The organism is Candidatus Ryanbacteria bacterium CG10_big_fil_rev_8_21_14_0_10_43_42, from assembly GCA_002793915.1.
GTDB lineage: Bacteria > Patescibacteriota > Minisyncoccia > Ryanbacterales > 2-02-FULL-48-12 > 1-14-0-10-43-42.
The window spans coordinates 78,653-100,817 of record PFEF01000005.1 but is presented as its reverse complement, the minus strand read 5'-3'; the positions used below and the strand labels follow the sequence as shown (position 1 = coordinate 100,817).

Sequence of the window (22,165 nt, the reverse complement as noted above, 5' to 3'; positions counted from 1 at the left end):
ATGAATTCATCTGATCAATTTACTCTTGATTTCATAGGCATAGGAGCACCCAAATGCGGTACCTCATGGGCTGCTGCATGTGTAGATGAACATCCCGAAGCATGTGTATCGAAACCAAAGGAACTTCATTTTTTTAACAGGCGGCGGTTCATGCTGTTTTCATTTGAAGATAGACCTGATCTATGGAATTACACTAAAGGCATGGAATGGTACAAAAACCATTTTACTCACTGTGCGTCCGCTATCATAAAAGGCGAATGGAGCACTGATTACATTTACGATTCGGAGGCACCGGAACTCATTAAAAAACACTTCCCCAATATTAAGCTAGTACTTCTTCTCAGAAATCCCGTAGACCAAACATATTCCCAGTACCTACATAAGGCAGAAGGAAGAACGTATCCGCCATTTGAGAAGCTTATCAAAAATGACGCGTACCTCGCCTCGGGATTATATTACGAATATATAAAACGATACCTTACAGTATTCCCGCGCGAGCAAATTTTTATAGGTATCTATGAAGAAATGCGAAAAAAACCGGCTTTATTCATAAAAAATCTCTATACCTTCCTTAACATTAACCCTTCCTTTATACCTCCCTCCCTTGTGTTGGAAGTAAATCCATCAGCACCCAAAGCATCAACCTTAAAACGCTCATTTACCATTACCTCCGAACACGCCATGCGTAATCCTATAGGGCGAATAATCATTCGCATTATGAAATTTCTACATATTAATAATGCGATAAAGCGAGTGTTATATAATCCGATACGCCGCGCCGTTGTCACAAAAAGTGAGAAAAAAACAGCGTATACCCCACTTACGCCGGATATACGCGCCCAACTCTCCTCTTACTATGCTGCCGATATCGAAAAACTGGCATCCCTTCTTGGGAAAGACTTATCCGCATGGAAATCTTGACAAATATAGTTATCCTGTCACAAAAGCTCTGACAGCAGAGCTTTTTTATTTTTCTCGAATTTGTTCTGTAACGTTAATAATGTCGTATCCATCGCTCCATGGAGGCGCGAGATAACTATCATCCGGCCGCAATTCAAACGACGTGCCGAAATAGTAATTAAAAAGAACACGAAAAGTATTAACCGGCGTCATGCCTTCGTACAATGCTTTTTGTCCTCCATTAGGAAGATAGTAGGCATTCAGCGCGCCAAGCCGCTCTTTTAAAAACCAGTCGGTGAGTTCAGATTCTTTTTTGATTGCTGTTTTATCTTCCAGACGAGATCCATGGTCTCCTTGTAAAATAATAATAGGAGGTGTTTTTGATTCTGATAGAATTTCATCAACGACTCTTGCTAATTGTTTATTTATAAACATTACCTGCTCAATGTACGCCATCCGTAATTCTTCTTCCGTTTCCTGTTCATCTTGAATAAAATTGCCATTTCTATCAAAAACATATGGCGGATGCGGCACAATGAGATGTGCAAATACAAATGTTGGGCCATCACGCTTTGCTATTTCAGGCAAATAATCAAGGTGACTCTTGATGCGCCTATATTGAATATTGCGCGGATTAAATGCATCAAATTTTTCACCGATAGGATAAACCGCTGTGGTCTGGTATAAAATATTTAAAAATTCCGGCATATACCCTACGCTTACATTTTCATCTGCAAATCGGTTTTTGAACGTAGCGTGCCAATGAGAATTAAACTGAATAAATTCGTATCCCTGCTCCTGCAAAAATTGCCGGACGCGATTTGCCTCTATAAGCGTTCGATGGTCAATTGTTTCTTTTGTAACAAAACCCGGTTCAGTACTTAATGTGGCAATATGATCCATATTAAGAGATGACGCCAATGAAAGATGCGTTGCCGAATAGTTGCTAAAACTATGAGGCACCACATAGAATTCCCTGTCTTCTAGAAACGCAAGGAATGCCGTATTATCGTATCCCACTTCCTTCAGTATATCAGCGCTCGCATAGGCATCAAGGATAATATAATAAATATCGGGCCGTATACCAGTGTTTTCTTTTGCTGTAATTATAGCGTTCGTGTGTTCAGCTGTATCAAGGTGAGCGTACACGCCATTTGTAGAAATATTCTGTACCCTAAACATGTAACTCCCAATTTGAAAAAGGGAACCTGCTACCAATACGACAGCAATTATATTAAGTATGGCTGAAAATGATTTTGTATTCCGTGTTGTTTGCCATAATCCATACATACCAGCACCAAATAATACCACCCATATCGTAAGAAGATATCGGTGCCGTATCCAATACAATCCATTTTCGGGCTCAAATATATGTCCGTAGGAAAAAAACAATAGCAAAAAAAACGAGGTAAAAATACTTGCCTTACCAGAATCCCGATACAATAACCATGAGATGCCGTACACTAATGCTGTAAGCCCCAATGACAACATAGCGGGAACTATAATATCTCCCACTACCACCTCGTCGGTATTCTCGGCAAATAGAAACAGTATGGGATAAAGCGCAAATAATATTGTGTGTGATATTATTTTCATATATCTTTTCGCTTCATGCGATAGAGAATACGCGTACTTCCTTCTATAAAGCTTGATTCCTCAAGAGAAAAAAATGCAGAAAATGCTTTCTCAAATCCTTCCTTCGTATAGTGCGGGAAAATATCTTCCCGTGTTACTAAAAGGCGCTTTACATTAGAGTCTTCCTTTGGCACAAATTCAATAATAAGCACAGGCGCTATATGGGCAAAAAATTCCGCTATGTACTCAAACGGAAGATTATTAGAAATAGCCAAATGATGAATAAGAGCGAGTGCTAATACACAATCAACATTAGCACTTCGTGCTATAAGAGATAAACGTTCTTCATGCGACCATCCTAATGATGGACTTGGATTGGTAAGATCAAGAGTAAGCGGCAGAATATGTCCCTCTCTCTCTTTCTGCACCATACGATAATTCACATCCACAGCAATAGGGTCAATATCAAATGACACCACTTCCGCACCCGCCTTGACCGCCACGCGGCTAAACACACCCGTATTTGCTCCTATGTCCCACACAACTTGCGGAGCTATTGCCCTTACAAACGACTCTACCAGTTTTTTCTTCTTTACAAACGCGGTATCTGTATAATTTGTTTCTTTGTAGTACGTAGCCCACTCCGTTTTTTGCCCGTGCGGTTTCAGTTTTTGAATCAGGGAAGAAAGGTTTTCTAGAAGAGGTGCTAATTGTATCTCGCGTTCCGATTTTTTCTGAACTACTAACTCCCCCGCATCAGCGTATCTTTGCTGATAACGTGCGTGCAAATGAATATGCGAAAGAATGGAAAACTTTGTCCACGTGCGCCGTGGAAGCAAGCGACTTACCAAATCCAACGGAATGCCGTCAATGTTTGTTCTAAGTAAACTTTGTAACCGAATATCCGTATAACTCATGAGAAGCAAGGGTGCTAAAAAATGCTGACAAAACTGTCGATACGCAACCCACGGTTTCCCCACCGCATATGGTTCAAACGAAAGCGTATCAATACCGATGGGCCGTCCCTTATAAAACTGTATATTGTAGGCACTTGCATCTTTTAAAGACATACCATGTCGAAACGCCACGTACTGCATACGAAGCGTCAGGAGTGCAGCGTCTTTTAACTGGCTAAAACTCCATTCATACGGATAAGTAATCAGGGGAATCCGCACCGGTTTTATAATAATATATGCTTCTTCTGTTTCTGGTAATATCGATACTTCATCGTGTGGAATAAGCATGGTGCTCTTCGTAAGTTCATCGTATAATCCTGATTTTATAAACAGGTCATACTTTTCTTTACCATTCTGATTCACTTGCCGATAAAGAACATTATCACGTAAAAAAAGAAACCCGTCCGGGTCTCGAAAAGAACCCTGTATGCGCCCATTACGCTCCCTCTGATTCTCCTTCATGATGAGTATTATTATCTACCAACGATACCCCTTCTTCTTTTTTCTTGCCAAATAATCCGCTGAAAAAAACCATGATACGCCGCCAAAATATTTTTACGGCAAACATACCTCCCAGTACAGTTGCTAATAGAAGTTGAAAAATATAACTTCCCGTCCCCGGATCCAAATATGCTGCCGCCGACAATGGGATGATTACCATACTACTGATAAGCAAAAAAATCATATACTCATACTACTTCTTTTGAAACGTACCGACAAGCCGCCGCCCTGTCTCCGCAGAAACCGCGTTCATAAATCGCATATATATTGCCGGCAATACAATACCCACAAGCGGCTTAATGCGCCAAAAACGATTATCCCATAACCGCCAAAAAATCCAAAAAAGATCCGCGACCCAATCACCCCGATCTTGCCCCTCCGTATTCTTCACTGAAAAATACACCTCTAAAAGACGTGCGAGTGATTCTTTGGTAAAATGTTCTTCATGTTTTTCAATTACCGGCATACGAACAGATGGCACTGTTATAATGCAGAGACCACCCGGCTTTAGTATACGCGCCAACTCCCGCACTATATGTTTCTGACCATCACTTGGAATATGCTCAAGAACTTCTACTAAAAATACAACATCAAATGATACATCTTCATAAGGCAACTGCATAAGGTCAGCCTCGGTAAAATCAATACCGGGAGCAAGGAGGCGAGCAAATGAAAGAGCACGCGCGGAATAGTCAGTGCCTACTACCTGCTCAGCACCCTGTTTTTTTATAAGCCTCGTAAAATATCCATCCCCGCATCCCGCATCCAGAACACGCTTGCCTGCTAGCGGACCAGCTGCCGCAAGAGCCAGATTATAATACCCATAATAAACGACTCCTTTTCGAGACTCCTTTCTAAGTGTCCAGTGATAAGGAAATTGATATTCTTCTTCTTGGATATCTTGTTTTTCTTTCTTTTTATCCACGGGAATATGTTAGAAATTTTTATAAAGAGGTAAAAAATATTTTTAGTCTATTTACTCATATTGTAACAAATAATTTTCTCTCCCTTTTTAGTACATTGAAAATTATTTTTATCTATAGCGTTCCAAAAAATTATACTTACATCCGGATAAATTCTGTCATGTAATTCTATTATAAGAATACGTACCCGTTCAAGCCAATCATGCCCCGATTCAAAAATATATTTTTCACCACCTTCTATATCGATTTTTAAAATATCGATTTTTTTATTCTCTTGAAATAACTCGAGCGGTATCACTGTCTGAATCGTCCCTCCTTCTTTTGCCGTATACCCCCATTCGCCGGTATTACGGTCTTCGAGATGTATGTGTGTTTTCTTAGACCATAATGCTTTTTCCCAACACGTACTACCTGGCATATGCGATAAAGATTTCTTCAAGAGAGCATACGTTTCCGGATGCGGTTCTAACGCAAGAATACGAGCACCGGGATATTGTATATGAAACCACCACGATGAATATCCTACATACGCGCCAACATCAACAATATATACCGGCTCTATACGTTTCATTATCTTTAGATCTCGTTTTATAAAAATATCTTTAAAAACCGCCAAATCGGTAGTCTTATCGCGAATTCTTGGAACGCCGTAGCGTATTTTATAGTAGCCATTAATAATTTTAACAAATGCATGATGAAATGACTGGCGCAAAAATAAATATATTTTTCCAAAAAAATAATGAAATGGTATAAGGTACTTAATTTTCATATGACAAAAAGAATTCCTTTGGCGTTATATCCTTATCTTCGCCTCTTGCCATCTTGGCATATATTCAGTATTATAGCGTCTATGAGTAGTTGTTAGTATAACATTCTCTTTATGAAGCAAAAAGCAAAAAAACGGGTATTGGTGGTTGGCGGTGCCGGATACATTGGTGGTGCAGTTACTGATATTCTTGCTCAGAAAAAAATCCCTTACACCGTCTATGATGCTCTCTTCTACGAGGATCGTTATCTGAAACCAGGCGGTGATTTTGTCTATGGTGATGTGCGGGACACAAAAAAACTAAAAAACATAATAAACGACTATACCGATATTATCTGGCTCGCGGCCATTGTGGGTGACGGTGCATGCTACTTACAACCTCTTGCCGCCGTCGATATAAACGAAAAAGCAATCCAATGGCTCGCACGGAATTACAAGGGACGCATTCTCTTTCCATCAACCTGTTCCGTTTATGGATCGAATGAGGAAGAAGTAACTGAAGAATCAAAACCAAATCCATTATCTCTCTATGCTACTACAAAAGTAAACGCTGAACAGCATCTCTTAAAACATCCCAACGCCATTATCTTCCGGCTTGGCACCGCATTCGGTGTTTCTGATACCTACTCACGGCCGCGCACCGATCTTGTGGTAAACACGCTTACTACCAATGCGGTTGCCAATGGAGAGATAACCGTGTTTGGGGGAAACCAACAGCGCCCCAATATTCATGTTTGTAATATTGCCCGCACGTTCGTGCATAATCTTTTCACCAAGAATACCGGCATCTATAATGTATCAACCGTAAATCATAATATTGTGGAAATTGCCGAAATGGTGAAAAAACATACCAAGTGCCATATTCACTCTTCCGGAAAACGCTTTGAAGATAATCGCCACTATTTTGCCAGCACCGCAAAGGCGAAACGCGATAATGTGCTTTCCCAAGACACAAAAAAGGATGTCATGTACGGCATTAAAGAAATGGCGGAACTCGTGCGGAGCGGACGCGTGAAAGATTATAAACATATTACCTATAGCAACGCGAAACATCTTGGTACCAGTTCGCTGTAAAATATATTATGCCAAAGAAAAAAGATATTATTCCTCATACTATAGAGGTTCCACTCTTTGCAGACGATCGGGGGTATTTCTCGCCCGTATTGGACGGGCCCGATCGCCCTATTAAGAGAATATATTATGTTGTAAACCCAGTACGCGGTGTAGTGCGAGGGTTTCATTTTCATAAGAAAGAATGGAAATATTTTGTCATCGTAAAAGGTTCTGCTAAATTTATCGCCATCAATCCGGATAATCCGAAGGAAATGTATCAATTCACCAGTGGCGAGCGAAAGCCGCTTCTTGTCGTAATCCCGCCGGGTTATGCGAACGGGTGGGTATCTTTGGAAGATAATACCATTCTTCTTTGCGGATCCTCCTCGACAACAAAAGAATCTCTTAAGGATGATCATAGATATGATCCGTATACCTGGGGTGATCTCTGGCAGACAAAACACCGGTAATATTTATGGAAACTTCGAAGAAAAAAATAGCAATTATTGCCCCCGGCGGCATGCTCGGATCAGGCGTATACCGTGCCCTTAAAGATGTGCATGATTTAGTGCTTGTTGCGCGCGATAAGAAAAAACTTAATCTTCTTAACGATGCCTACGGCGGCGTTCAAAACCACAAAATCATTATATTTGACCTTGCCGATATAGAGCAGGATTATTTGGAGGGCTTCCAGGAAACCGGCATGGGTCCAACTATACAACGTTTGGTTGATGTTATTGGAAATGTGGATGCCGTAATAAATTGCGCCGGCGTTATAAAGCCCCATAGCCTAACGAATCCCCGCGCAACTCTTTTTATTAATGGCGCTCTTCCCCATGCCTTAAGTGGTGCATACAAAGAAAAACTCATTCATATTACTACCGATTGTGCTTATAACGGCCTCACGGAAGCTCCTTACACGGAAGTGTCCGTGAAAACACCGGTAGATTTATACGGCATTTCAAAGGTAATGGGCGAGCCGGCTCATTCTCTGGTGCTCCGTACCTCCATCATAGGCCCGGAGGTGGGGACCACTTCATCCCTCATTGAATGGTTCCGAAGCAAAAAAGATGAACCGTCCCTCAATGGCTTTACCAATCATTTCTGGAATGGCATCACAACGTACCAATACGGGAATATTGTTAAGAAAATAATAGAGAACCGAGATCAGTATCCAAAAGAAGGTACGTATCACATTTTTTCAAACGATGTTTCAAAATACGATATGTTGACCGTGTTTAAAGAAAAGTATGGCTATGGAGGAAAAATAATTCCCACGGAAGCTTCTGTCGCTATCGACCGCCGGCTTCGGACAGTGCACGACCTCAACGCGAAACTTACCATTCCTTCTTTTGAAGAGATGGTGAAGGAGTTATGATCCACCTCTCATATAAAAATAAAAACCCACAATCATAATGATTGTGGGTTTTGCCTTTTTATAAAGACATAATTTCTTTACAGGTTCTGCCTCAGGAGGTATTCTCCCAGCTCTCCCCAGGTAGCGACATCACCTTTATCCTGATATGTAGTGATGCGCGGCCATTCTTCGTCCCAGAAACGCAACCAGGGCTCCACCGGATGTACTTTGATTTCCGTTCCGGAAAACCAAGGAAGCCGGGACGGGGCCGCTATGATCCGAAGGTCAAATGTTTCCTTCAGGCAAATTTTGAGAAGCGTCATATACGCCCGTGGAATGTGGTAGTGACTTGCCACGAGAATGATCGTCTGCCATCCTCTTTTTCGGCTTTCGTACACGATACTTGCTGCCTGCCCCAGGCAGGTCTTTCCGAAATCAGGATTGACATCCGTGGCGTCAGTGACAATACGATCCCGCGACATGCTTTTTTGCTCTATCAAATAGTGCGCATAATCCTCGGCATTCGCCTGCGGGTTCGCCGATAGCAAGTCATCAGCTCCGGTTATCATCAGAAGTGGCGCTAGTCCGCGCTGGTAAATTTCGTGCGCATGCGTGACACGCGTCCGACCATCTCCCGTAAACACCGCTATGGCGTCCGCTTTTTCAAGCGGTTGGGTTAAAAGAGCCATGCAGTACGCTGCGATCTTTCCATGTCCTTGATCCGGTTGATCCATTCACGATCCTCCTCTAAAATTCTTTTGAAAAGAATATCACAAATATATGTTATTATCAAGTTCTACTACCTCTTATTTCAGTTTGAGGTATATGGTACCAGTTTTTTTATAGAGCGTATGTGAGCCAAACAAAGAAAGAAAAAATGCGAGAAGATATTTAGGGTGGGAAAGATGGTTCCGCCAAGCAAGGAATAGATATTTCCTCCCCCTTTTCATATCTCCCCGCAACGAAAAGGCGTGCCCTAAGCTATAACTGAAGCGCGCCAATGCATGAGGATATTTTTTAAAGTCTATAAGATGTTTATTGAACAGCATTTCCTTTCCCGTTAAGCGCTTCCCTTGGTTTGCGGTAATACTATCTGGGCTTACCGCGGCTATCACTCCTACTTCCGGCCGATAGAGAAATTCATATTTCTTTGCCACTCGCAACAAAAAATCACCTTCCTGCACCGCGGGAAACTCTTCATCAAACCAGCCGGCATTTTGAAAACACTCTTTTTTTATGAGTGTTACCTGCATGGTTATAAAATTTCCCTCCAGAATCGATCGGTGTAAATTTCCATTCAACCACTGCCAATTATCTGCCGGAACATATACTTCCGTTCCATTACCTAATGTCTTTTTAAGACGGGAATACACCACCCCAACATTCGGAGATGCTGACTGTATAGCCGCAACGTCTTTTTCCAATTTATCGGAAATCCATACATCATCCGAATCATTATTGGCAATATATCGCCCATGCGCTTCCCGCGCGCCGGTATTCCGCCCCGCGGCAAGACCTCTGTTCGCTTCGTGCTTCACATACCGCACACGGCTATCGCGCGCACTATAATCAGTAACAAGACGTTTTGTATTATCCGTAGAGCCGTCGTCCACAATAATAAGCTCGAAGTCTGTAAACGTTTGAGCTAAAATACTGTCGATAGATTTTGGCAATACGCGAGCGCGGTTATAGGTAGGGAGAACAACGCTGACAAGGGGTTCTTCTGCCATAATGAGATATTACTTCTTGCCCTCCATGATAATCATTTGTGCTTTTTTGAAATACGTAAACTTATCATTGGTTTCAAAATGCTTGCGCGCGAATTTTTCAAATCCTTCATCATATTTCGGATCATAATAAATGTTCGCCACCCAATATTCTTTAAGCGCCTCATATGACGGGAGCGTAATATTATTTACAAATTCATTTGTGCGCACATTGGAAAAGTTCTCGTCCGCGTACTTCTTGATGCCCTCCATAAACGTCGTGGTAGATGCCATAATGGAGTCCGCCATATCCATATATTGATTTAGAAAATTAAACCAATCAATATTATTATCCTTATATGGTCCTGTGATAGCAATCCTCCCTTCCGGCTTTAATTTCTTCTTCATGCCGTCAAGCGCCTTAAATTCATTTTGTGAATAATAAAATGCGTACACCGAATACATAAGATCGAACTCATCGTCTTTAAATGGCGAATTGTCATTTCCAATCGCATCCATATCCATCACCATGAAATCCACGGCCGGTGTAAATCCTTCGCTGAGCCGCTTTGCCTTTGCGATCATTTCCGGATCGTTGTCTATGCCAATACACATATGATCCTTCTTGATTGTTTCCGCAACGAGCCGCATTTGCGTTCCGTCCCCGCACCCAACATCAAGGATCCGCTCTCCTTCCCTTACTTCCAAATGCGGCGGAAGCCACGTTTTTAACTCATTATCTCCATACTGCGTATTGGTATTAAGCCGCGTGCCTAATTTATCTATTGTGTCTACAAACTCGGCACATGTACGTTTATCTTCACTCATAAGCATAGAATTATGTTTTATATTTCTCCACCTTATACCAATACAGTATTGAGAGCAAGTACGTGTATTCCTTCTTATATATTTTTCATCACACCTTTTTTCTTCACAATAGGTGTGACCGTTCGTATTACTTCCCGTACTTCCGGGCGTACCAGTTCGTATTCATGCGTGAGCATTGTCACAAATCCATGTTTTTTCAAAACTTCTGAAAGATCTTTTTTTATTACTTTTTCATCTGCGTTTTCATTGGCAAAATTCTCGGCGCGGAAATGGGTTCGAATAAATTGCATCCCCTTGTATTCCGCCATGCCCGTAGCACGGAGAGAAACTTTTACCTCTTCCGGCATACGATGACTCATGGCATCTTTGTCGGTGGTAAATAATGCTGTGACGCCGTTTTCATGAAAATAATCAGCAAGTTCGAATGACTCCGAAAAATAATGAAGACGCACCCACAAGCTCCGCGCTTCCGCGCCGGCGAACCGATCTATCTCTTTGTAGATGGCATCAAACACGCCTATTTGTTCTTCCGGCGTTTGCGCATAGGGAGCTGTCTCATAATCAAGCGCATGGGGGCCAAAGCGTATCCACGGATTTGCTTTGAATATCGATTGATAGTTATCACTTACATCTGCCAAGGTTTTTTTATTCCTGTCTTTACTTTCCTGATAAAAACAATAGAGATCTACTGTGATACCGTGCGTATCATGCAGTTCTTTTAAGAATGCGAAAAATGGATGTGAAAATAATTCCTGCTCTGTTTCTGAAACTTGAAGAAGCGCATCCAACACGTCGTCGACAGAGAAATGAAAAAAGGGTTTTTGCATATTACAAAAGTTCTTTAAATATATTGTTCAGCTTTTCTCCCACTTCTTTATCGCTTAATACGCCTTCGTACAGTGCGTACCCATTCTTCGCGATAGATTCCCGCAATGCGGGGTTATTTTTCATGAACAGTATTTTTTCAGCAAGATTCTTCCCATCCGCAAGATGCGCATATACGACATGCACGTTGTCTTTAAATAATTCACGGGCGGCGGGCGTGTCTCCAATAATTTGCGCCTTTGCAAGGGCAATGCCTTCAAATAATTTTAGTGGAATAACTTTAAGCGCTTTTGGTGTTGTACCAAAGGCACCAAGAAGAACATCCGATTTTGAAACTTCGTGCGGAACGTCTTTATATTCCAAATAGCCGCACAATTTTAAATTCGTAAGGTTTTCTTTTTTAATAATTTCCTCATATTCTTCATAGAGCGACCCTTTCCCGAATATTTTTATAAGGATAGGTTCATTTTTTAATATGCGTGCCGCTTCTATAATATACTCCGTGCCAAGCATGCCGGGAATAAGCTTCCCGTGAAAGCTCACGGTAAAGCGTTCGTCTCGTTCTTCTTGAGTAATTTTCCGTGGGTAGAAAATATCACGATTTGCTCCCGGAAACAATCGTTTTAATTTTTTTGGACGCACAAAAAATGTTTTCTGAAAATAACGTGCGTGTTCGTTTGTGTCCACGACAAGACGTTTTGCCACCCGACACGCAAACCAATCAAGAATATAGTAATACACCGCTCGCCAACTAAACCGTCCCACCCATCCCCGGTCAAACACACGCGTATCATAAATAGAAATAATACTATCATACACTATCGGGGGCGGCACAAAACCCCATACAAGAAAACGGAGCACATATATAAAAGGAATAAGACGGTGACTAAATGCACCAATCCATATAACATCCGTTTTCTTTTTTTCTGCTTTCAGAAATCGATGTGTCTCTTTCCAGGATGCCCGCGTCATACTAGAGGGTATATGGCAAAACGCATACGTAATATCTCTTTCTTCAAGACCCTTCAAAAAGCGCCAGTTCGTGGCATGGTCTTCCTCAAAAAATCCCACGATTGAAATATGCATATGTCTTTATTATATGAGCCGGATAATATCGGCTATACACCGCGCACGACTACCCCATGTATACCGTTTTGCCGATTCAGCGGCATAATGCGAAAGCGCATCTCCGAATGCGGCGTCCCGTAAAATACCCTCTATGGCATGGACAAAATTCTCTGGCGTGGGAGGATCTACCATAACACCATTTTTACCATGTTCTATAATTTCATCATTGGCACCGCCCGGAGATGTTACAATTGGTTTTCCGGCCGCCAGATATTCATACAACTTTGAAGAAAGACTTCCCGGATATGAAATGACAAGCGGGTTTATCAATATATCCATAGAAAGCGTGTAGAAAAAAACATCTTTCATAGGAACACGCGTTATTATATGAATGCGATTTTCCACACCGCATATACGCGCCTTCTTCCTTACGGTATCCACTGCTTCCTTTTTAACCCCCACAAGCACCAACTCTACCGCTGAAGGAAGAAGTACTAATATGGAAAACAGTAAATCCTGGGAATCCCATTGAAAACTTCCCGTAATACCTATTAATGTTTTTTCTTTTGGAAAATGCAATGCCTCCCGTATGGCAAACACATCCGCTCCTTCCGCTTTTTTCTGCTCTTCATCGTTACCGTTACAGTGCGTTACACAGTACGGTACTATTGGATTATAATACCTACGTAATTTTTCCGTCATAAATACTAAGCCATCAGCGAAACATACTGCTTTTTTCCATGGCGTTTTTGTACCCCATTCTTCGCTTCCATGAACCTCAAAAATAATTCGTTTGCCCCACCATTTTTTTACCAGCCATGCCGCACGCCACAGCAACGGATCACGGAAATATAATATATCAAATTGATTTCGTCTCCTGAAAAGTTCTTTTATGAGGAAACGTTTTTTTGAAGCAATATTCATATCAAATGGAATCTGCACCTCCTTTTCGGAAAAAATTTCCTGTTTTGTTTTTTGTTCTTTACCGAAAGAAAAAAGCGTAACGGAAATGTCGTCTTCCCTATTGAGATACTCTGCCGTCTTTACCATATTACGCGCATAAGCACGAGAAAAGGAAAGCGGAGATTTAGTAATGTAAAGAATGCGTTGCATTATGATATTACCTTCCTAATCTTGCTATTAATATCTTCTCCGTTATACCAAAGGTCATATCCTGTAAAAATTAGGATGAGGGTAAAAGATACCCCCACAACCTTATATAAAAGCGCTTGAGGAACAAGCTTCTTTACATATGAGACTCCCCAATATGCCGCCAGAACTGCTAAAAAGGGAAATAGGGCATATCGATACCGCGTCTCAACAATGATAGGAATTACCGTAAGCGGCTGTATAATGGCAAACACAAGAAATAAACGCGTATGAAAATCCTTTCGTGCCATCCACGCAAGCAAACCTCCCGCAATACCGCCCACAAACAATAAAGCTGTCCATAGAGCTGATGCACCAAGCGTGACACGTAAATCCCATGGACGCGCATATAAATGTATCCAATACCCTCCCGGACGCATCAAACTAAAATACATTGATGCCTTCCGCCACTGCAACTCCAAAAATGATAGGGGTTGTTCCGTAAGGAATTCGAAATATTTTTCGCGCCCCACCTTGTCTAATATGGTACTGTCGTAATTTTTATCACGAAATGCCTGAATCTCCGGTGTTTTTATGAACCCTCCCTCCGCTTCCGGATTATTTCCCACCCACATATCATACCACCCGGCAGTTGTCGTAAGAATAAAATGATTATATCTTGTGGTCATAACAAAAGACCACGAGCCTATAAGAAGTATCGGAAACAGTAATATTGCGGCAGACTTAATACCATTACGCCGCCAAAAAAGAATACCAGACACCACAAAAAAAGGCACTAACGCAACGGGACGCGTAAGAATAGCAAGCGCCCAGAATAAACCTACGTAAAGAGCTTTTCGTAATGTGCAGACTTCTTCTTCATGGAAAAGCCAAAACGTCGCATACACCGATAACAAAAGTAAAAAGATAAAGAGCGTCTCTGTGAGAAGGAGTCCGTTAATAACTATAAGATCGGGTGAAAACCCGAAAAGAATTACAGCAACCATACCAATAGCATGAGTATAGGAAGATTGTTCGTTAACACCTGCTACGTCAGATTTTTTCTCAAACACATAACGTGCTATGAAATAAAGCAAAAGGGCACTTGCTCCCCTAAGAAGCGCATGAAAAATCCAAACCACCCATATGACATGCCCCGCAATGGAATATATGCCGGCAAGAAAAAACTCATACCCGGGACCTACACGAACAACAGCATCATCTTTCTCCGGCATACCGGCATGAGATTCATCCTCAATATATCCGAATCCGCGCGCCAAATTCCATCCAATTTTATCATATGCCTGCGCATCCACGCGCGGACGATCATGATAATAAAATGAATACGCGCCGCTCACAAGAACGACGGCCATAATAAGCAAGGCTAATGGTGTTTGCAGATATGATCGCATTATAATCTTTTATATAACATATACCGTTCCTCTGGAACAGGAATGCTTTTATAATATGTTTCTAAAATATCTTTGTACGGATCTACAAAATCCCGCACCGCCATATTTCCAAACCTACTCCTCGGTATATAGATATATGTAGGCAATTCATTTGATGAATATGCGAGAGGATTCTTCCCCAGTATCGTATTTCCGCTGATACGCACTATTTGAAATTTCTGACGGGAATTAATAAGAGACGCTACTGAAATGTCATCGATAACACCAATAGTGTCTCCAGGATTCAAAAGTGCCGTAATTGCCTGCGCTTTTTCCGGTACCGTCCAAGAGGCGGTACGCCATGCAAAAAATCCCATATGAATACCTTGCAACATAATAAGAAATCCTACGATAAAAGCAGGAAACCATTTTGGTACCCAATACCGAAACGCGCGCGCATGCCATATTGTTTCTAATGATGGAAGAAACGAAATAAAAAGAAGTAATTCTCCCGCAATGAGATATCGAAGCCATGACGGACTTCGTAAGTATAAGATAAATGCAACGGCGCTATAAAGAACGGCGAATCGTATAAACCGATACCGGGCTTCGTCCAGGTGGCGCGTAAAAATATATACCGTCCCCGCTACAATGAAAAGAATAAAAAAATGAAAAATGGTTGTATGCACAAGAGCTGATATATTTCCCTGCATTAATTGGTAAATCACCGATACGGCATCGTCCGGAAAGGGATTTCGAAAAAAGAAATATGTCTCTTTCCATGAAGCGGGGTTCTTCATGTCGGGAATAAGAGAGTATAGCCAGGGAAGACAAACTATAAGCGACCCTCCCATAAGACGCAGAGCATGAATGATGCGTTCTTTCGTATGTTCGGATAAAAAAATCTCCAACACGGCAATACCCGCAACCGGCAAATAAAGCGACGGCTTTGTGGTAATGGCTACGCCGAGTAATATGCCGGAGAATACATACCAACGTTTTTTAAACAAAACCCATAAACCAAAGAGAAGCGCTAAAAATCCGGGAATATCTCCCGTTGCCGTTTTTCCGTTTGCATAGAGTGGTGAAAATGTAACGAAAAGAAGAGTCGCCGCGAATCCGACTCCCTGCCCATACAAAGAACGAGCAAAGAAATATACGGAGACCGTAAGAATACCAAGAACAATCATCATAAACACGCGCACTCCCGTAACGCTAATACCAAACACGCTAAAAAAACCGGCGAGTGGCACCGTAAGAAGAGGTCCCGCGGCGGCTGTTGCGTACGGTTTATCGGAGAGTACGCCTGGCGCAACCGCAATATCAAGCGTTCCGTAGGTAAGTAAACTACGCGCCTTCTCGACGGAAACTGCCTCATCTGCCCAATAGGTAGGGTTCATAGCAAAACTACCATCGGGATGATATATGGCAAATCCCAGAAGTACAAGAAAAGTAACGGTAATATAACCGATATCTCGAAATGATATATTCATAATCAATTAAAAAACCTACTTCTTAGAGCCGTTCGTAAAATTTTAAGTCCATCCATTGTTCTGATTTTTTTTCCTTCCTCATAAGTGCGCGGATAATACCGCACAGGTACTTCCACAAGAGGCACTCTCTTCCGCATTGCTCTACAAACCAATTCAAACTCATAATCAAATCCATTTGCCTTTACGGTAATGCTGTCCACCAGTTTTTTAGTAAACACTTTATAAGCGCATGCATAATCGGACGCCGAATCTCCATAAAGCCAGTTAATAAAATATTTCATGACAATCTTATTGCCGATATATGGAAGCACATGCTGTACGTTTCTGACACCTTCAGAAAACGGTACCACCGAAAGCGGCCGACGCCCCACCACCATCTCCGTACGTCCCGAAAGAATCGGCTCCAGTAATGCCGGATAATCAGCGGCGTTATATTCCATATCGGCATCCTGAATCATAACAATATCTCCCCTCGCTTCTGCAAACCCCACCTTCAAGGCACCTCCCTTACCACGATTAGGAGAAAGAGAAATCATGCGCACATCAGAATAACTTTTGATAATATCAGCTGTTCCATCATGCGATCCATTATCAATGGCAATTATCTCCCGCGTAATACCCACGGGTAATACCGCCTCTCTTACCATATCTAAAACTTGTCCGAGTGTCGCCTCTTCATTATACGCCGAAATTACAAAAGAAACGGTCATCGTTTTATCCATGTTTTTAGATTACCCAATATGCGCGGTATAGTATTTCGATAGGTATATATATACTCATCTTCAATTCTGCCGCCAAACGAATTTTTGAATTGGGTAATACCGGCTTTTCCGGGATCAGTAAAATTAGCCGATGCCATATCAAGAAGAATATATCCTCGTTGATTTCCGTATTTACAAAGTTCATATACCAAGCGTCGCGATGCATATCCCGTAATACGACGTATTTCCTTATCATCATTCGAAAGCTTTGAGAAAATATTTTGAATACGAAGATAAGGTTTTGCATCATAACACGTTATAACGGAAATGAGTTCATTGTTATAATATGCCGTAAATATAAGGCAAGGCGCTAAAAATGATTTCCTGCGCACTTCAAGTTTCTTCTCTATGCGATGCGGTTTATACAAAGCATACACGGCGTCCATATCGACATCACCTTGCTTAAAAAAATATTCTTTCATATTGAATGTTTTTCGAATTTCGTTCCGCGATGTATCATTAAACTTTTTAAATATGTCATCAAACGTACCATTAAGATAAATATTAATTGTTTTTTTATGCTTTATTTTTATGTCAGGACCCACCGGTAATTTTTTATGAGAAACTCCAACAATATACGAGTATGCTTTCTTTTTTACCAAGCTTAAAAACAAATTATCATTTAAAATAACGCGGGCAGATGAGAAAAAAATATATTTACGCTCTACAATCGGGTTTTCCATGTACGTAATGCGTTCATAAACGGATAATATATGCCAAGCTTTAAATAAAATATCATCATGCTGTCCTGCGGATCAACCGGAATTTTCCATAAGTAATGCAAATCCCTGCTATGCGCAAACCCGCGCCCATGAGCTAAAACGACCGGAAATAACTCTCCGGCAATGCGTTTTGCTTCTTTAGTAGTGCGACTCTTTGGATAAGAAAGCGCCAAAACGGGTCTGTCTGTTTTTTCTTCAATTTCCCTCTTTGATGCCGTATATTCTTCCTTTATGTCCTCTCCGGAAAGACTCGTAAGTTTTCTGTGCGAAACGGTATGTGTTCCGAATGTACATATGTCTTTCATTTGATTTACTTCATCCCAGGTGAGAAATATACCGGCAGTATACGGATCAATGTCGCTTTCCCACAGTATTTTTTTTTGGTTGATACAATCGGTAATTAAAAATATGGTGGCGGGAATATTATATTGTTTAAGTATGGGATATGCATTTAAAAGGTTATCCCTATATCCGTCATCGAAATATATAAATACCGCGCGAGACGGCATGGATTGCTCTTTTTTTTGTATAGCAATGAGATCACTTAGCGATAGAAATGAATAATTCTTTTTTTGTAAATAAACCATCTGTTGTTCGAACTGCTCTCTCGGCACGCTTAAATGATGATAAAGTTCCCTATGCGAAAGCTCCCCGCTACCGGCATCGGAAACGCTGTGATACCCCAGTACGGTAAGTCGGGGACGAAAAAAAAGCTGATAAAGCGCGTTAATACCGCTATAATATACTGTGCTCCAAAATATACTGTGTATTAGTTTCATATATTTTTTTCCATAAAAGAGATGATGGCATGCGCGCGCTTATCCCATGTAAACGCTTGTGCTAGTTCTCGGGCACGTAACCCCTTCTTTTCTGCTTTTTCAAAATTATCAATACTATATTGGATAACACTTCTTAATGCCGCCACATCTCCGGGAGGCACAAAAAGTGCCGCGTCATCAGGGAGAAATGTTTTTATGGATGGCAAATTGGAAACGATAATTGGCTTTCCCAATGCCATGTACTCCTTAACCTTCATGGGAGACATATACAACCGAAAATGATCACTCATCGATGCATAAGGGGCAATAAGTATATCCGCCGCCGCCATATAATGAAGTGCTTCGTTGCGCTGTTTCCCTACCACAAGACAAATCATTATATTCTCTGAAAGTTTTTTTTCAACCTCTCGAAGAATGTTCGTCCCATACTCTTCCGCGTCAGTGCCGGCATATACAATAATTTTCTTATCTTTTGGTAAACCTAATAAACTCCGTGCTTCATTCTGTGAAGGTAATGCATTTATTTCTTCAAGATCAATACCGTTTCCGAATACCAGTATCTTCCCACCGGGAATATGATATCTCTCAATTAAATCCTGTTTCTTTTTTTCATTGGTAGTAATAATACCCTTCGCATATCGTATTATGCGACCATACATAATCGGCGGGAACCGTGTAAGAGTGTGTAATTCAAAAAAGAATCGATTTCTAAACTTTTTACAAAAATATGTAAGCCAAAACGCTAATAAAACATCCCGTATGTACCACACAGTATCGTTATCGGAGGTGCGTATTATGCGTGCGTATCGACGCGCAAGCCACATGCTTTTCGGCCATCCAAACGGTATTCCCGCCTCTGAAACCGAAAACGGCCTGGGTACGTTATAAGATGATTGGATATCGCTCATAGGCGTGGCCGTTTTTGCTATGAAGAGCGTAAAATCGGTCTCATCAGCAAATACCGCCGCCATCTTCATAACCTGAACTCTATTTGCCCGTTTTGAGGGGAATACCAGAGGCGTTATATAGCTTAATTTCATGTTGAAAAAGTCAAAAAAACGTTGTAAAATAATGATACTATGCCTACTGACAAAATACAAAGCGTGGGATGCGAGCTTAATGATCCCGGCGTGCGAGATACTTTAGATCGCATTTCCGCCATTAAAAGCGTTCAGTCACTCGTCTGTCTCCCTGACACCCATCTAAAAGAAAAAACGGAAGCTCCGTGCTCCTTCGTAGCCACAACTCATAGCACGATAATACCTGATTTCACCGCTCCTTCTGTGGGATGCGGTATGGGCATGATAGTAACATCACTCACGCGTAGGGATATTACGCCTGAAAAACTGGAATTGTTTTATAGGCATATGCGAGATCATTTAGGATTACGTTATGGATCGTTCAAAAATATTCTCTTATGGCTTGGCGTTATACGGCGCCCTGTACATAAATATGATTTCTCAAAAAAAGAATTGTCCGACATGGTAATGTATGGCGGAAAAGCGGCTGTAAAAAAATATCATCTTCCCGAAGATACGCTTGCGCATGTTGAATACGGAGGAGATGCGTCCGATGGACAAGGCCTTACCCCCTTTCGCCTGCAAGACATTCTTCCACGCGCCGCATGGGTAACGGGGCGGCATGATATCGGATACGGATTTAAAGGGAATCATTTTCTGGAACTGCAGTATGTCGATGAAATTATGGACGATGAGACGGCAAAAAAATGGGGACTAAATAAGGATGGTATTGTCATTATGTACCACGGCGGAGGAGGTGCCGTATCGCATTATCTCGCACGCTATTTTGCGAACCGAAAAAAAGATCGCACTAGCTGGAAGTCGCGCACGTTTCAACTTACCGCAAAACTCTTTTTTCATTTCTTATCCGTAAATGGGTTGCGGCATGTACAAGAACGCTGGAGTTATTATTTTACTCCAAAAGAATTTAGGGAAATTCCAGCTAGTTCATATGAAGGAAAACGCACTATGACGTCTATAACGGCATCTCTTAATTACAGTTATGCATTCCGGCTTGCTATCGTTAAACGTATTTATGATTCTCTGGATAAGACATTTGGCACATCCGTAACACATACGCTTCTTTGGGATAATATACATAACTCCATTCGTAAGGAGAAAGTCGGTATGGAAAATCTTATCGTGCATCGCCACACAGCAACACGCATCTTTAAAGAAAAACCCGTTATTATCCCCGGGTTTAACACCACAAATTCATATGTTGGCATCGGACTTGAAAGCGGCCTAGAACAGCTTTTTTCCGTAGATCATGGCGCCGGAGAAACAATAAAGAAACTCCATGAAAAAGGTGCCTCGAAAGAACAACCCGGAACGACTAATATCTATACCACGAAAGAACCCTATAAAAAAACAGTCCCTCATATAACGCGTGAAGGATTAGATGCGGTCGTAAAACCACTTGAAGAAATTGGTCTTATGAAGCCGGTTGCGTACACCAAGCCGATAGCCGTTTTTAAAGGATAATATGCCTTTTTCTTGCGACAACCTACCTGATAAAAATATTCAGAAAAAAATTAACCTCATTCAAAAACATGTGGGTAATTTGGGACGTTCATTGGTTTGTCTACCGAATATCCATTTCAGACCGGAACTGGAATCTCCTCCCCAATGCGTTACTGCCACAAAAAATATAATTATCCCCTGGCTTTCCGCACCCGCCATGAATTGCGGCATGAGCGTTTATATTACTAACCTTACGAAAGATGATTTTTCTGAAAAGTTTTTAAAAATATTTACTGAAAAACTTCGTGCCGGCGTATATCCACGACGAACACGCATGCAAATGATTTTGGCGCGTTTCGGACTCCACAAAAACCGCCATACGTCATATGATCTCACAAATGAAGAATTTGAGGCATTTCTTACGGAAGGTGCTCCCGCTGCAATAAAAAAATACAACCTCTCTGAAAAAGAACTGGAACACATGGAATATGGAGGCGTTGAAACCGCCGCCGTTACAAAAAAAGACCTTCATTCTCTCGTGCCGAAATCTGCTTATGTGAACGGACGGCATGAAATGGGATATAATTTTGGGCGCAACCATTTTCTGGAAATTCATTACGTAGAGGATATTATAGATGAAGGTACGGCACAAAAATGGAATCTCAAAAAAAATCAGCTTATATTTTACTATCATGGCGGTGGCGGACACGCAACATATCATCTGGGACGCTACTTTGGAAATCGTATTAAAAATACTTCCACCGAAAAAGCCATTCTCTTTATATTAAAAATACCTTTTCATTTCTTATCATGGAACGGTATTAAAGGCATACGCGCACGTTGGCGCATGTATTTTTCCCGTAAACCATTTCCCGGTATATCCGCCTCTTCCAAAGAAGGTGTGCGTCTCATGAAATCCATAGGCATTGCTCTCAACTATGGCTACGGATTCCGCGTCGCTCTCTTGCGCCGTATTCAAGACGCACTCC

General features: G+C 41.5%; 22 protein-coding genes and 2 pseudogenes (2 of these 24 cut by a window edge). 7 read left to right on the top strand and 17 right to left on the bottom strand.

Translation table 11 applies throughout. The annotated features are described in order from the left end of the window. Complete coding sequence (locus COU90_02015; protein ID PJE64593.1) at positions 1-921, top strand: hypothetical protein; 921 nt, start codon at positions 1-3, stop codon at positions 919-921. A gap of 45 nt (positions 922-966) precedes the next feature. On the opposite strand, the gene COU90_02010 is transcribed toward COU90_02015, so the two are convergent. From COU90_02010 to COU90_01990, 5 genes are read right to left on the bottom strand one after another with little or no spacing between them, the layout of a single operon-like run. Continuing rightward, positions 967-2,496, bottom strand: coding sequence for a hypothetical protein (locus tag COU90_02010; protein ID PJE64592.1), 1,530 nt, complete (start codon positions 2,494-2,496; stop codon positions 967-969). Next, positions 2,493-3,893: an SAM-dependent methyltransferase gene (locus tag COU90_02005; GenBank protein ID PJE64591.1), complete on the bottom strand. Its 1,401-nt coding sequence runs from the start codon at positions 3,891-3,893 to the stop codon at positions 2,493-2,495. Before COU90_02005 ends, COU90_02010 begins: the two co-directional genes overlap by 4 nt. After that, the gene (locus COU90_02000; protein ID PJE64590.1) at positions 3,868-4,116 is read right to left on the bottom strand and encodes a hypothetical protein; all 249 of its coding nucleotides are present in this window, start codon (positions 4,114-4,116) and stop codon (positions 3,868-3,870) included. The genes COU90_02005 and COU90_02000 overlap by 26 nt, the downstream gene beginning before the upstream one ends. Before the next feature lie 9 nt (positions 4,117-4,125). Continuing rightward, positions 4,126-4,863 carry a hypothetical protein gene (locus tag COU90_01995; GenBank protein PJE64589.1) on the bottom strand — a complete coding sequence of 246 codons (738 nt, stop codon included), beginning with the start codon at positions 4,861-4,863 and terminating at the stop codon, positions 4,126-4,128. Between the two features lie 41 nt (positions 4,864-4,904). Further along, entirely contained in the window at positions 4,905-5,624 is a 720-nt protein-coding gene (locus COU90_01990) for a hypothetical protein (protein ID PJE64588.1), read from the bottom strand. Between the two features lie 111 nt (positions 5,625-5,735). Between COU90_01990 and COU90_01985 the strand changes: the two genes are divergently transcribed. Genes COU90_01985 through COU90_01975 form a run of 3 tightly spaced genes read left to right on the top strand, consistent with a single transcriptional unit; the run spans position 5,736 to position 8,052 of the window. Continuing rightward, positions 5,736-6,695, top strand: coding sequence for an NAD-dependent dehydratase (locus tag COU90_01985; protein PJE64587.1), 960 nt, complete (start codon positions 5,736-5,738; stop codon positions 6,693-6,695). 8 nt (positions 6,696-6,703) lie between these two features. Next, on the top strand, positions 6,704-7,144 hold the full coding sequence (locus tag COU90_01980; GenBank protein ID PJE64586.1) for a hypothetical protein: 441 nt from the start codon (positions 6,704-6,706) through the stop codon (positions 7,142-7,144). A gap of 5 nt (positions 7,145-7,149) precedes the next feature. Then, on the top strand, positions 7,150-8,052 hold the full coding sequence (locus COU90_01975; protein PJE64585.1) for a hypothetical protein: 903 nt from the start codon (positions 7,150-7,152) through the stop codon (positions 8,050-8,052). A 77-nt stretch (positions 8,053-8,129) separates the two neighbouring features. On the opposite strand, the gene COU90_01970 is transcribed toward COU90_01975, so the two are convergent. The 12 genes from COU90_01970 to COU90_01915 form a co-directional block, all read right to left on the bottom strand. Beyond that, positions 8,130-8,765, bottom strand: a complete 636-nt coding sequence (locus COU90_01970; protein ID PJE64584.1) for a hypothetical protein — start codon at positions 8,763-8,765, stop codon at positions 8,130-8,132. 72 nt (positions 8,766-8,837) lie between these two features. After that, entirely contained in the window at positions 8,838-9,761 is a 924-nt protein-coding gene (locus COU90_01965) for a hypothetical protein (protein PJE64583.1), read from the bottom strand. Positions 9,762-9,770: 9 nt separating this feature from the next. Next, positions 9,771-10,571, bottom strand: a complete 801-nt coding sequence (locus COU90_01960) for a hypothetical protein (GenBank protein PJE64582.1) — start codon at positions 10,569-10,571, stop codon at positions 9,771-9,773. A gap of 68 nt (positions 10,572-10,639) precedes the next feature. Next, entirely contained in the window at positions 10,640-11,392 is a 753-nt protein-coding gene (locus COU90_01955) for a hypothetical protein (protein PJE64581.1), read from the bottom strand. Position 11,393: 1 nt separating this feature from the next. Beyond that, positions 11,394-12,476, bottom strand: coding sequence for a hypothetical protein (locus COU90_01950; GenBank protein ID PJE64580.1), 1,083 nt, complete (start codon positions 12,474-12,476; stop codon positions 11,394-11,396). Between the two features lie 9 nt (positions 12,477-12,485). Continuing rightward, positions 12,486-13,571 carry a hypothetical protein gene (locus COU90_01945; GenBank protein ID PJE64579.1) on the bottom strand — a complete coding sequence of 362 codons (1,086 nt, stop codon included), beginning with the start codon at positions 13,569-13,571 and terminating at the stop codon, positions 12,486-12,488. Beyond that, on the bottom strand, positions 13,571-14,959 hold the full coding sequence (locus tag COU90_01940) for a hypothetical protein (GenBank protein PJE64578.1): 1,389 nt from the start codon (positions 14,957-14,959) through the stop codon (positions 13,571-13,573). Before COU90_01940 ends, COU90_01945 begins: the two co-directional genes overlap by 1 nt. After that, positions 14,959-16,431 (bottom strand): hypothetical protein, encoded by a 1,473-nt coding sequence (locus COU90_01935; protein PJE64577.1) that lies wholly within the window; start codon positions 16,429-16,431, stop codon positions 14,959-14,961. Before COU90_01935 ends, COU90_01940 begins: the two co-directional genes overlap by 1 nt. A 2-nt stretch (positions 16,432-16,433) precedes the next feature. Further along, positions 16,434-17,153: a glycosyl transferase gene (locus COU90_01930; GenBank protein ID PJE64576.1), complete on the bottom strand. Its 720-nt coding sequence runs from the start codon at positions 17,151-17,153 to the stop codon at positions 16,434-16,436. After that, complete coding sequence (locus COU90_01925; protein ID PJE64575.1) at positions 17,138-17,875, bottom strand: hypothetical protein; 738 nt, start codon at positions 17,873-17,875, stop codon at positions 17,138-17,140. The genes COU90_01930 and COU90_01925 overlap by 16 nt, the downstream gene beginning before the upstream one ends. Beyond that, the gene (locus COU90_01920; protein ID PJE64574.1) at positions 17,857-18,693 is read right to left on the bottom strand and encodes a hypothetical protein; all 837 of its coding nucleotides are present in this window, start codon (positions 18,691-18,693) and stop codon (positions 17,857-17,859) included. Before COU90_01920 ends, COU90_01925 begins: the two co-directional genes overlap by 19 nt. Further along, a complete protein-coding gene (locus COU90_01915; protein PJE64573.1) occupies positions 18,690-19,733 on the bottom strand; it encodes a hypothetical protein in 1,044 nt (347 codons plus the stop codon). The genes COU90_01920 and COU90_01915 overlap by 4 nt, the downstream gene beginning before the upstream one ends. 39 nt (positions 19,734-19,772) lie before the next feature. Here COU90_01915 and COU90_01910 point away from each other — a divergent pair, with 39 nt between their 5' ends. Further along, positions 19,773-21,197 (top strand): hypothetical protein, encoded by a 1,425-nt coding sequence (locus COU90_01910; GenBank protein ID PJE64572.1) that lies wholly within the window; start codon positions 19,773-19,775, stop codon positions 21,195-21,197. Position 21,198: 1 nt separating this feature from the next. Then, positions 21,199-22,165 (top strand): annotated as a pseudogene (locus COU90_01905) (hypothetical protein); it runs 62 nt beyond the window's last position. Continuing rightward, positions 22,115-22,165: pseudogene (locus COU90_01900) on the top strand (hypothetical protein) (it continues 396 nt past the right edge of the window). Before COU90_01905 ends, COU90_01900 begins: the two co-directional pseudogenes overlap by 113 nt.